This is a genomic window from Paenibacillus sp. USHLN196, assembly GCF_037144955.1.
In the GTDB taxonomy this organism is placed as follows: domain Bacteria; phylum Bacillota; class Bacilli; order Paenibacillales; family Paenibacillaceae; genus Paenibacillus; species Paenibacillus xylanexedens_C.
In genome coordinates this window covers 394,982-407,780 of sequence record NZ_JBBCYH010000005.1, presented here as the reverse complement: position 1 = coordinate 407,780, position 12,799 = coordinate 394,982, and the positions used below count along the sequence as shown (strand labels likewise).

Sequence of the window (12,799 nt, the reverse complement as noted above, 5' to 3'; positions counted from 1 at the left end):
GCATCAATCTGTGAATGTTTCAATGGAGCTATATTGCAATCCAGACTTGGCCATTCTCTACTTTCACCGGATACATCTGTACTTGACCGTTGTCCGGTGCTTGCACAATACCGGTAGTCAGGTCGATTTTCCAATCATACAGTGGATCGTACAGATAATGTCCGGACACGATACCTTCAGCCAGCGGCCCACCCTTAGGGTGGGGGTTGTGATTATCCGCAGCGAAGATGGTGCCATCCGATGCCAGAAAGACAGCAAGCTGATGATCCTTAATTTCAATTACTCTTCCGATGCGTGGCAGAAAGTCTTCAACTACTCCGGCAGGGAAGTAGGTGCCTGATTGTTTTGTCGTCATCTTGAACCACTCCTTTTATCTATTTAACATGGATCCCGATTCATCTTGCCAACTTATGGACGAGCTGACACTTCGATTCCGTGGAACATCTTACTTTGGCCTTCTTCATTGCGAATCGCTTTTTGCCAAGGTTCTTCAACATGCTCAAGTGCAAACTCAATCCGCTCCATCAAAGCTTTTCGTTCTTCGAGGTTATCCACGACAACCGAGCGAATATGTTCCAGACCCATGCGTTCCACCCATTCCGAAGTCCGTTCCAAATAGTTACCTGTCTCGCGGTAATACTGCATGATGGCTCCGCACAGTTCGATCAACTCTTCATCCGTTTTTACTTTGCATAGGGAATCAGCAAGTCTTGCTTTAATACCGCCGTTACCGCCGATAAAGATTTCCCAGCCCCCGTCGTTACCAACGATACCGATATCTTTTGTACATGCTTCTGCACAGTTCCGCGGACAACCATTGACAGCATATTTAAACTTGGCTGGCAGATCCAGACGTTCGAATTTGCGTTCAATTCTGGCGCCCATAGCCATGGAATCCTGTGTACCGAATCGGCAGAATTGGGAGCCGACACATGTTTTGACCGTACGCAGCGATTTGGCGTATGCATAACCTGAAGGCATATCCAGTTCAGCCCAGACTTTGGTCAGATCTTCTTTTTTGACACCAATCAAGTCGAGACGCTGACCGCCAGTCACTTTGACTGCTTTAACATCATATTTAACGGAAACGTCAGCGATGCGTTTGAGGTCTGCCGGTGTAGTTACCCCGCCATACATCCGAGGTACAACCGTATACGTTCCATCTTTTTGAATATTCGCGTTCATGCGTTCGTTAACAAAACGGGATTCCTTCTCATCTTCGTGCGTGTCCGGAGCAATCATGCCAAGGTAATAGTTGATTGCCGGACGACATTTGGAACAACCTTCTGGCTGACTCCATCCAAGTACATTCATGACCTCTTTGGTCGTTTGCAGCCCTTTTTGACGAATCTCGGCTACAATCTCATCCCGTCCCATAGATGTACATCCGCAGATGCCCTGTTTGGCTCCAGTACTGAAGTTGTCTCCAAGTACATATTGCAAAATCTGTTCCACAACCGGTTTACATCCACCGCAAGAGCGGGTTGCACCGGTACAGGCTTTGATTTCATCTACAGTGGTCAGGCCCTGGTTTGTAATTACATCGACAATAGTTCCTTTAGTCACTCCGTTACATCCGCAGACGATCTCGTCCTCGGGCATCGTTTCAACAGAGGTTGCTTTCTTATGACCGCCACAGCCTGTGCCCATGAGTGAACCGTACAATTCCTCGGTCATTTCGGTTTGATTTTTGATCAGCTTTTGCAATTCGGCAGAATCCGTAATGTCACCGAAGAGCACGGCACCGACCATTTTATTGTCACGAAGCAGAATCTTTTTGTAGGTTCGTTTCCAGTCATCTTTGTGCGAAATGACGGTGTGTTCCGGACTGTCGATGAATTCACCGGTTGAAAAGACGTCCACACCCGAAATTTTCAATTTCGTGGATACAACAGAACCTTCATAAGGAGCCGTCTCAACCCCGCAGATATGTTTCGCCAGAATCATGCCTTGTTCGAACAATGGGGCAACGAGGCCATAACATACGCCGCGGTGCTCTGTACATTCCCCGACCGAGTACACATTCTCAAGTGAAGTCTGCATATAGTCATTCACGACAATGCCCCGATTCACTTCCATACCGCTTTCACGGGCTACAACCGTATTAGGCTTAATCCCTACAGCCATGACAACAAAATCAACATTCAGAACCGTATCATCTGCAAAACGTATCCCTTCAACGCGTTCGCCGCCCAGCAGTTCGGAAGTCTGCGCACCCATCTTGAACCGGATACCCTGACGTTCCAATTCAGCTTTCAACATGGCTGAAGCTTGCGGATCAAGCTGACGCTCCATCAGATCCTGCATCAAGTGCACTACGGTAACTTCCATGCCAAGTTGTACCAACCCTTTGGCAGCTTCAAGGCCTAGCAGTCCGCCCCCGATAACGGCCGCTCGTTTATACTGTTTAGCAGCTTCCAGCATGACATTGCAATCGGCGATATCACGGAAACCGACGACACCTTCTTTGTCATGTCCAGGTACGGGGAGAATAAAGGAGTTAGAGCCAGTCGCAATGATGATTTTGTCATAAGGGAAGCGAGTTCCATCCTCCGTCACAACTTCATGGGTATCCGAATCAATCCGGGTTACGGTTGTTCCTGTATGGAGGGTAATACCATAATCCTGATACCAGTGGAGATCATTCAGTACGATGTCATCCAGTGTTTTGCTTCCTTCCAATACATAGGACAACATAATTCGGTTGTAGTTAGGGTAGGGCTCTGTGCCAAAAACAGTAATATCAAATCGCGATGTTAATTTCAAAATTTGTTCTACGGTACTGATTCCTGCCATTCCGTTACCTATGATAACGAGTTTCTCTTTTTTTCCGTTCATGTGGGTATGCCTCCTTGGATAGACGCTGTACATTACCAACAATTTTAGTGGTTTATATTTGAAATTATACAAGTAGTTGACGACAGTTTATGTGATTTAATTCACTAATAAAGATAGAAGAGTCAAAAATATAATAGTGTGAGCCCCATCACAGAAAGTGATATTTATTTTCATACAAATAAGAAATGCGAACTATTGTTCTTGTTTTGGTTTCGTTGTACTATCAAAAGTGGGCTATGTATGTTCCCTATTTCTTCGAAAGGAAGTTTTTGCACCATGATGGGAAGATCCCACCTGATGATCGGGACAGGCGTATCACTTTCTGTACTTCAGTTGGCTGGTATGCCGGTGACTGCACCGGCAGTTACGGTTGCTCTGATTGGTTCCTTATTGCCTGACATCGATGAGCCGAATTCGCTGCTGGTATCGAGAGCATTGCCTAATAGCCTGATTAGGCTGTTACAGACTATTCTTTTGCCGACAGCTGTATTTGTGTACTTCTATGTTCATGCCAAACCGTGGAACCTGTTGCTTGCGATCCTCATTGCACTTGTGTCATTTCTACCCTCGCGTTCACTACGCAAAGTGCTGATGTTTGCGATTGGACTCGGGCTCGTTTTCTATGGTCACTCATTCGCGCCATGGAATCTGATTGCAGGCAGTCTGTTAATGCTCTGCACCACCCTGACTCACAGGGGACTGACACATACCCTTTATGGAACCGCAATATGGGCTGGCTTACTTTACAGCACGACCCAGCAGCAGGGACCGGAGATTTGGGTAGCGGGAGGTACGGCATATGCGATGCATCTGTTGGCCGATTCACTAACCAATCGGGGTATTCGTCCGTTACCACCGTTCAAGTGGCGCATACGGGTGAATCTGATGAGTACAGGAACCAAGCGAGGGGCCGTTGTAGAGAATGTCTGCATTGTGCTTACCCTTATTTTGGCCTGGATTGCATTCTCACCGCTATTTCTATAGCCATCCAAGAAACGCCAGCCCGCATATTGTGGACTGGCGTTTATAGGTATGCATTTCATAATGAATGGAGCGTAATCACGTACGCCAATTCAGGATTGAGATGGTGAATCGGTTAGATCGTCAATATCGGAAGAACCAAATACAAATAAAACAACAAGAATGACAATAATCAATAGCTCAGCGAACCCATTTCCGTCAAAGTCAGACATCACTTCAACCTCATTTCTTGGCGTTAAGAATTGATTCTCTGTTGGAAAGCCCGGATAACATCATTCAACGTCATGTCCCCACCAATCTCATCCAGGAATTGCACCAGTTTGTCTTGATTCGATGGTGTAATGTTTTGTAACGTTTTATATTGTCCGACCAGTTCAACGACCAGTGTAGCTTCTCGAAACAACGTGACCGCATCCACTCTTAACTTCCCGCTTACCAGTAATGCAGCAACGATAAGTTCCAGATTTCTTCCTTTAAGGTTGCCATTGAGAAGGGTGTTTGCAGCATTTGTTTTTTTGGAACCTTTATTCGATTTTCCATTCCTTCTCACTGCCATAACAGGTCCCCCGCTGTTTGGTGTTTGAATCATCTACCGTTATTGTATCTTATGTGTAATTCCCTATAATGTTCGGCCTATTAATCCTCTGTGTAAATGTGTTCAACTGATATCGTTGTGGATATAAAAAAGAGACCTCCCGATATAGTTAGGAGGTCTCTTGTCAACTTTTACGCGTTATTTATTATGGTATTCATTGTTGTCCGATCCAGACCTTTCACCAGCTTCACAATCAGCTCCTTGGCTGCATCATAGTCGTCTGTGTGAATGATGGAGGAAGAGGTGTGAATATAACGGGCACAGATACCAATTACCGTTGAAGGTACACCAATTCCACTCAGGTGAACTTGACCTGCATCGGTACCGCCTGGCGAGATGAAATATTGCATTTTGATCTGATTGGATGAAGCGGTGTCTTGCACATACTCCACCATTCCGCGATGGGTGAACATACCCGGGTCAAAAATACGAAGCAATGCCCCTTGTCCGATATGTCCAAATGACTGTTTATCCCCTGTCATATCATTCGCCGCGCTACAGTCAAGTGCGAAGAAGATATCCGGCTGAATCAGATTGGCCGCTGTACGTGCACCGCGAAGCCCCAGTTCTTCCTGAACCGTTGCACCAGCATAGAGCGTATTAGGCAGTTTTTCCTTGTGCAGCGCTTCAACCAGTTCAAGTGCAAGTCCTACTCCATAACGGTTATCCCACGCTTTGGCCATGATTTTCTTCGGATTGGCCATAGGTGTGAATTCACAGATCGGCACGATCTGCATTCCCGGATGAATGCCCCAGGATTCTGCTTCCGCCCGGTTGTCCGCTCCAATATCGAGATACATGGTGTTCAGATCCACAGGTTTGCTCCGTTGGGATTCGTCCAGCAAGTGCGTAGGTGTAGAACCAACCACCCCGATAATTCGGCGATCAGGTGTGATAATTTCCAGTCGTTGAGACAGTACAGCCTGACTCCACCATCCACCCAGTGGACGGAATTTGACCATACCCGTTTCCGTAATGCCCGTAGTCATGAAACCTACTTCATCAAAGTGTCCGGCTACCATAACTTTAGGGCCTGATTCCTCCCCGCGTAATACACCAAAAAGACTCCCAAGACGATCCTGTACGAATTCATCGGTATAAGCGGACAGTTGCTCTTTCATCCAGCCGCGAAGCTCACGTTCAAAACCGGATGCGGAAGGGAATTCCGTTAACGTGCGGAACATATCCATCGTTTTTTCATTCATGTGTCTACAACTCCTCTGTTGGTATGTAAATCAGGTCACAGTAGAACGGCTACCCGCCTGTTGTTATTTAACCACTGGTCACATTACAGTATGAACCTTGCGCAAGTGATTGTCCATGTTTATGTCACGTATTTAAGGCATAATTTGGGCCTGTATCTTGCCTTAGTTTTATCAGTCTCTCCGCTGTCGTCGCAATCCTGACGCCGCTCGAGTGAATATGAATATACGGAGGAGATGTCATCATTTTTTGAAGTTCTTCATGCTCATAATCGCTTGTTAGTACACAGGAAGGAGCCGGGATATCAGATGAAGCCTCCGGAAGAGGGCACTGAAAAAGTGCTGTTTATCGTTCTTTTTATCTTGCTCGTGATCGTTCTGCTTTATTTATAGGACGTAATCAAATAACTCTGGAGATCCGGCATAATCGAATCTTGTTTCCACGGCTTGATCCTGTTGGAAACATATGCTGTCTGTCGCCGGATACATAACCTTCCGATCATTAACAAACAATGAATAGAGGATTACACACATAGGCATTCATCAGCCGCAGCTGTTGATTCATTCACATAAAGGAGGTCTTGTATTTTGTCAGCTCAATCTGCATCCGGAAGCTCAAAAAAATCATCGTCTCTGTCCATGGATGAAAAAGAGTACAAGAAAGTCGCGAAAAAACATGAGCCGCCTCGGCCGATTGTGAAAAACTGTCTCAAGGCGTTTCTGGTTGGTGGAACCGTCTGTTTGATCGGACAGGCCATTCAGGAGGCTTTTATGGCTGGCTTCGACATGACATCGAAGGAGGCATCTAATCCAACGGTTGCTGTCATGATCCTTATATCGGTTATTCTGACCTGTCTGGGCGTATACGATAAAATGGCTCAGTGGGCAGGAGCGGGCACCGCTGTGCCGGTTACCGGATTTGCCAATTCCATGTGCTCTGCTGCACTGGAACATCGTGCTGAAGGACTGGTGCTCGGTGTAGGGGCCAACATGTTCAAGCTTGCTGGTTCCGTTATCGTGTTCGGTGTCGTGGCGGCATTTGTCGTAGGTATCGTATACGCCTTTTTGGGATTCGGAGGTGGGCACTTATGAAACGATTGGGTCGCCAGACGTGGCAGTTTGAGAATCGTCCGCGGATCATCGGTAAAGCCGCAGTTGTTGGACCAGAAGAAGGCGAGGGTCCATTGTCATCTGATTTCGATTATGTCTATGACAACCTCGAGATCGGCGAGAAGACGTGGGAAAAGGGAGAACGCAAACTGCTCGAACAGGCCTCTCAACTGGCTTTGGTAAATGCAAATATCACCAAGGAAGAGCTTCACTTTTTTGTTGGTGGAGATCTGATGAATCAGATCATCAGCAGTTCCTTTTCAGCACGAAAACTGGGTGCACCTTATCTGGGTGTCTTTGGTGCTTGCTCCACATCCATGGAAACATTAGCTTTGGCCTCCATGATTGTTGACTCGGGAGCTGGAGATTATGTCCTTGCAGGAACGGTGAGTCACAACTGTACGGTGGAGAAACAATTTCGGTATCCGACGGAGTATGGTTCCCAAAAGCCGCCTTATGCGCAATATACCGTCACAGGATCAGGGTGTGGTGTGGTCTCCCGTACTGGTGATGGTCCCGTTGTTACCAAAGCCACTATTGGACGCATTATGGATTTGGGCATCAAAGATCCCTTTAATATGGGTTCAGCCATGGCGCCAGCAGCAGCCGACACTATAATCTCTCATTTCAGGGATACGGGATTGGAACCCGGCTATTATGATCTCATTGTGACCGGGGATCTGGCTTCCGTCGGTCTGCCGATTACGAAAGAACTTCTGCAAAAAGAAGGCATTCCCATGGAACAGACGGTTTTTAATGACTGCGGCCTGATGATCTATGATCGGGAGAAACAACCTTATGTTGTTGCCGGGGGAAGTGGCTGCGGATGTTCTGCCACCGTAACTTATGGTCATATTTTGAACCGAATGCAGAAGGGTGATCTTAAGCGAGTGCTCGTCGTTGCTACCGGGGCACTGTTGTCTCCAATTTCGTACCAGCAGGGTGAAAGTATTCCTTGTATTGCTCATGCCGTAGCCATAGAAAAGGAGGGATAAAGGTAATGCAGTTCTTGTGGGCATTTATTATTGGCGGTTTAATCTGTGTTGTCGGACAGCTTCTAATGGATGGGGTTAAACTGACGCCAGCTCATACCATGAGTACACTTGTTGTGTCAGGTGCGCTTGCGGATGCATTTGGCCTGTATGACCCCTTGGTTAAATTTGCAGGTGCGGGTGCTACCATCCCCATCACAAGTTTCGGTAATTCCTTGGTGCACGGGGCATTGACGGAGCTGGAAAAAGAGGGCTGGCTGGGTGTGATTACTGGGATTTTCGATCTGACTGCGGCGGGGATTTCGTCAGCGATCATCTTTTCTTTTCTCGCGGCATTGGTGGTTAGACCCAAAGGCTAACATAGAATGAGAAATCTATTTGAACATATTGCGATTCAGCAGAGGCTTCGGATAACTCTATCCGGGCCTTTTTGTCGTATTCATGCGTAAACTGCGGCGAATCTGACGGGCTGGAAACAAATTGTGATTCCCTTCGAGTGTACTCGTGACCTCGGATCATGTACAATAAAAGGAAATCTGTATGCTTTTTTAGGAGGTTAGACCACATGCCTGTGCGCAAAGAGTCGATCCAAATCATATCCGCAGTTCGTTCGAATCTGGAATCCTGCATTATGGGGAAATCCTTTGAAATTCAACTTTTACTTACAGCTTTGCTTGCAGGCGGGCACGTTCTGATTGAAGACGTACCGGGAACTGGCAAAACGCAGTTGATCAAGGCATTATCGAAATCCATGCGCGGAGAGTACCGACGCATTCAATGTAATCCTGATATTTTACCAAGTGATATTACGGGCGTATCCGTGTTTCATCCGAAGGATGAGCGTTTTTATTTCCGTCCAGGCCCCGTAATGACCAACATCTTGCTTGCTGATGAGATTAACCGGGCAACAACGAAAACGCAGTCAGCTCTGCTCGAAGTCATGGAGGAGCGCAGTGTAACCGTTGATGGCGATACGTATGATCTGCCACATCCGTTCATGCTCTGTGCAACTCAGAATCCGATTGATTTTGAAGGTACGTACACATTGCCGGAAGCACAACTTGACCGGTTTATGTTGAAAATAAGTCTCGGTTATCCCGATAAAGAGATTGAGAAAACCCTGTTGAAGACACATCAGTTAGGCCAGCCTGTAGATCGGCTTGAATCCGTAACCCATATGGATCAGATCTCGGCAATCCAACAGGAGATCAAGGAAGTCTTTATCGGTGATCCCGTCATGGACTATCTGCTGGATGTTGTTCGTCAAACCCGCTCCCACCCATCTGTATTGCTGGGTGCCAGCCCACGGGCAGCCATATCCTTTATGATGGCCGTGAAGGCCTTTGCTTTCTTGCAAGAACGTGATTATGTGCTTCCGGATGATGTGAAGACGATGGCCCCTTATGTGATCTCTCATCGTATTGTGCTCCGTCCCGAATCGAGATTGGACAGTATGAGTTCCGAGGCCGTTCTGAATGCCGTACTTCAGCAGGTTCGCGTGCCCGTCTCCATGGGGCAATAGTTCATGAAGCCGCTTTTGAGTACAGTGAATAGAGGGCTGCGCCACCCACGCGTATGGAGCATCGCAATGGTGTGGATGTGCTGTCTGGCTTATGTTTTGTTTCAGGGCGGGAAGACATCCCTTATGTTGCTGTCGATGGTGACCCTGCTCTGCGTGTATCTTGCCATTGCTGGATTTAGCGGAGTAAGACGTGCTCAAGGAGTGCGTAAGCTCTCCTCTGGCCCAGACCACGAAGAACTGCTGCATGCAGGCGATCAGGTTCAAGTACAGCTGAGTCTGACTATTCCGGGATTCCTCCCGCTTCCTTATGTTGTAGTACGTGAAATGCTGCACCGGCATAACGGAGAATCCTGGTCGTTCAAGGAAAGCTTGATTCCCAATATGCGAGGAAATGGCGAGTTGTCTTTCCAGACACCGCCACTTGAGCGGGGCAAGTATGTTTTTTCAGAAACAGAATGCGCCAGTGAAGACATTTTTGGACTGATTGAACATCGAGGGAAGTTTAAGGCTAAAGGTGAGTTTCGAGTACTGCCAAGAACGGTATTTATTCCATATTGGCAGCTATACGACCGCAAATCACGATTATCCGGTCCTCAGACGGCTCTAACCCGCTCGCGAAGAGAGACGACCCAGATTAATGGTGTACGTGATTACGTATACGGAGATCGACTTTCCCGCATTCACTGGAATGCCACGGCGAAGACAGGGAACTGGAAGTCCAAGGAGTTCGAACATGAGTCGGTACCCAAAACCATTCTGGTTCTCGATGGGCTAGCATCAAGTTATGAACATGGGGATGCATTTGAGATTGCCGTGTCCACAGCTGCCTCTCTACTGGAGTATGGTGCGAGAGAACGAATGGGTATGGGTTTGTTGACATTGGCAGACGAGACATCCTTCATGGCCCCCAGTGAAAGTCTGTTGGAACGGCAGAAAATGATGCATCATCTGGTGGATATTCAACATAACGGACAGGATACGCAGCTGTTGCCTGGCGTGGAAAGAATCGCACGTCAACTGCCTCAGGGAGCTTACTTTGTCGTGATTTCTCCCCAGAAGGATGAGAAAATATTAGAACTGTTGCGCTGGGCCGATACGCGGGGCATGACTCCATGTCATATTCTGATCGATACCAGCGAATCCCGCCGGAGTGCCGAGTGGAATGCCATGTTGCGTGGAAGAGGCACGAGGTCATTCGCTGTTTCTCATTTGCAGGAGCTTCCAACGGTGATGGGGGGAGGTTCTGTATGAGTACAAAAGGAACTGAAAGTGTTACAGGCAAACGATCCTGGTATCATGCAGCATCATTGCTCTGGATTTTCCTCATTGGAATGCAGTGGATTTCATTTACACAGGAAACGTGGTATACGGAAACGACTTCTCTGGTGTTATGGACACTTGCAGCGGTCTGTGTGCTGGAGGTCATTCTGCCCTTCAAAACGATATATCGGACGATCATCAAGGCGGTTGTCGTCGGTTACATTTTGCATAAAACACTAATTGATTATATGGTGTACATCCCTTATGGCTCTTTAACGGATCGAGCGGAGCAATTTATATTGCATATGGCGCCATACATCTGGTTCTCTCTGTGTGCATGGGTGATGCTGGAAGCTGCCCTTCGCCTCGTGACCACCACACGTCGCATTCTTGTTTTTCTGGGTGTCAACATCATTTCGATGGGGATTCTCGATTCTTTCACTCAGATCCCACTCTGGATTGAAATCGCATGGGTGATGTTTGCAGGGATGGGATGGCTCGTATGTCAGCATTTCCGCAATTATCAGCTACAGTATCCACAAGGTTGGAAGCGAATCATCCGTCATCCTTATAAAGTCCTGGCCAATATTGCCATTATCTTTTCTTTAATTATTGTGGCCAGCGTCAATATGCCGGAGATTCCACCCACCTTGACAGACCCATATACGGCGTGGCGTAACTATACCGGTACTTCTACAAGCCAGGCTGGTAACGGAAACCTTGATATTCCGGCGGCTACCGAATCGGGATACAGCAGGGAAGACAATCAGCTTGGTGGAGGGTTCAACTTCGACTATACTCCTGTCATGTCTGTCACCACCAATGAGCGTAGTTACTGGCGTGGTGAGACACGTGCAGAGTATACAGGTACAGGGTGGGATGACCGGGGACGGGGTGCGACAGAGAATGTTGAAGCAGGACAGCCTCTGGAGAATGATGAATCCGGAAATGTAAATACCAAACAAGTAATCCAGAATGTAACGATGCTGAATGATAATGTTTATCCGATTCTCTTTGGTGCTTATTCGATCGCTGAAGTGAGTTCGATTAACGGCGAGGACAGAGCAGAACGTATGTTGTGGAATGCTGAACAGGCTGAACTGCATGTGGTGACAGACCGTCAGCAACCACAGTATCCCAAGACGTACACCATCGTGTCGGAAGCTCCTGTGATTGTGGAGGATGAGCTGCGTACAAAGTCTTTTGAAGATCTGTACAACAGTAATCCGGCAGACGATATGTACTTGCAGTTACCATCCCGTTTCCCTGACCGGGTGTCAGATTTGGCAGCTGAAATAACAGCATCTGCGAATACCCCGTATGAAAAAGTAGCATTACTGCAAAACTATTTACAAACCAATTTTGAATACACGAACAATCCGGATTTATCTCGAAAAGTAAGCAGCGACTTTGTGGAAGGCTTCCTGTTTGACATTATGGAAGGCTACTGTGACTATTTCTCCACTGCGCTGGTAATGATGGCGCGCTCGGAGGGCATTCCTGCAAGGTGGGTTAAAGGTTATGCGCCTGGACAACTGTCTCTGAATTCGGACATGCAGGCTCCGCGTCAACCTGGAGCGGAGATTGAGACAACCTACACTGTTACGAATGCAGATGCACACTCCTGGGCAGAGGTCTATTTTGGTGAGTATGGCTGGATTCCTGTTGAAGCAACCCCAGGATTTGATATGCCTTTGCTCACGGAACAACCTGATGTACAGCCTGTAGATGAGCCTGAAGAACAGCCAGAAGAGGAGCCGGTACAAGAGGAAGAGCAGACTCCTGCACCAGAGCAGGCCTCGTCCACCATCCCGACTTTTGTCATCTGGGCTGCAGGAGCCATCATCGCATTGTGGATAGCATATATGTTCTGGCGTAATCGCTTCTCCTTGCGATTCCTCCTGCTTCGTCTGCGGACAGGTGGACCGCTCACCCCTGAACAGAAGGTGGTGGCAGAGACCGAGCGTTGGATTCAATATGTGAAACGCAAAGGTCTGACCCGGAGCGGAGACGAGACACTTCGTGAATCGGTAACCCGCTGGAGTCAGGCCAAGCCAGCTGCAGAAGCTACGTTGCATGAGCTTCTCACGAAGTTTGAACAGACTCGCTACAGTCCGGCGTCCGTAACTGCCGACGATTGGAAGGGTGTCTATCAGACAGCCTTGAAGCTGCGGAAGGAACTGAAAGCGGAACGGGCATAGTTGTTGCCCGTCCCGTTTTTCCTTTTTTCTATGCCATTAGGCGCTGTATGCATTTTCAGGAAAGACGGATTTGTGATATAGTGTGTCGTATGAAACTG

11 protein-coding genes are annotated in these 12,799 nt (G+C 47.7%); 7 read left to right on the top strand and 4 right to left on the bottom strand.

What is annotated here, in order from left to right:
• Positions 1-28: 28 nt before the first annotated feature.
• Positions 29-355 (bottom strand): nitrite reductase small subunit NirD, encoded by a 327-nt coding sequence (gene nirD / locus WFI24_RS15325; protein WP_336762053.1) that lies wholly within the window; start codon positions 353-355, stop codon positions 29-31.
• Between the two features lie 53 nt (positions 356-408).
• Complete coding sequence (nirB, locus tag WFI24_RS15320; RefSeq protein ID WP_145323373.1) at positions 409-2,838, bottom strand: nitrite reductase large subunit NirB; 2,430 nt, start codon at positions 2,836-2,838, stop codon at positions 409-411.
• 276 nt (positions 2,839-3,114) lie between these two features.
• Between nirB and WFI24_RS15315 the strand changes: the two genes are divergently transcribed.
• Positions 3,115-3,822, top strand: a complete 708-nt coding sequence (locus tag WFI24_RS15315; RefSeq protein WP_336762051.1) for a metal-dependent hydrolase — start codon at positions 3,115-3,117, stop codon at positions 3,820-3,822.
• 232 nt (positions 3,823-4,054) lie between these two features.
• Here the strand turns inward: WFI24_RS15315 and WFI24_RS15310 are convergent, their stop codons facing one another.
• Complete coding sequence (locus tag WFI24_RS15310) at positions 4,055-4,375, bottom strand: hypothetical protein (RefSeq protein ID WP_076214284.1); 321 nt, start codon at positions 4,373-4,375, stop codon at positions 4,055-4,057.
• A 170-nt stretch (positions 4,376-4,545) separates the two neighbouring features.
• Positions 4,546-5,619, bottom strand: a complete 1,074-nt coding sequence (locus WFI24_RS15305) for a M42 family metallopeptidase (protein ID WP_336762047.1) — start codon at positions 5,617-5,619, stop codon at positions 4,546-4,548.
• A 636-nt stretch (positions 5,620-6,255) separates the two neighbouring features.
• Between WFI24_RS15305 and spoVAC the strand changes: the two genes are divergently transcribed.
• From spoVAC to WFI24_RS15275, 6 genes are all read left to right on the top strand, one after another.
• Positions 6,256-6,708: a stage V sporulation protein AC gene (gene spoVAC / locus WFI24_RS15300; protein WP_336762256.1), complete on the top strand. Its 453-nt coding sequence runs from the start codon at positions 6,256-6,258 to the stop codon at positions 6,706-6,708.
• Entirely contained in the window at positions 6,705-7,721 is a 1,017-nt protein-coding gene (gene spoVAD / locus WFI24_RS15295; RefSeq protein WP_336762046.1) for a stage V sporulation protein AD, read from the top strand. The genes spoVAC and spoVAD overlap by 4 nt, the downstream gene beginning before the upstream one ends.
• 5 nt (positions 7,722-7,726) lie before the next feature.
• Complete coding sequence (gene spoVAE, locus WFI24_RS15290) at positions 7,727-8,077, top strand: stage V sporulation protein AE (RefSeq protein ID WP_336762044.1); 351 nt, start codon at positions 7,727-7,729, stop codon at positions 8,075-8,077.
• Between the two features lie 206 nt (positions 8,078-8,283).
• Positions 8,284-9,240 carry an AAA family ATPase gene (locus tag WFI24_RS15285; protein WP_062835567.1) on the top strand — a complete coding sequence of 319 codons (957 nt, stop codon included), beginning with the start codon at positions 8,284-8,286 and terminating at the stop codon, positions 9,238-9,240.
• Between the two features lie 3 nt (positions 9,241-9,243).
• On the top strand, positions 9,244-10,491 hold the full coding sequence (locus WFI24_RS15280) for a DUF58 domain-containing protein (protein ID WP_336762041.1): 1,248 nt from the start codon (positions 9,244-9,246) through the stop codon (positions 10,489-10,491).
• On the top strand, positions 10,488-12,701 hold the full coding sequence (locus WFI24_RS15275; protein WP_336762039.1) for a DUF4129 domain-containing transglutaminase family protein: 2,214 nt from the start codon (positions 10,488-10,490) through the stop codon (positions 12,699-12,701). Before WFI24_RS15280 ends, WFI24_RS15275 begins: the two co-directional genes overlap by 4 nt.
• Positions 12,702-12,799: the final 98 nt, after the last annotated feature.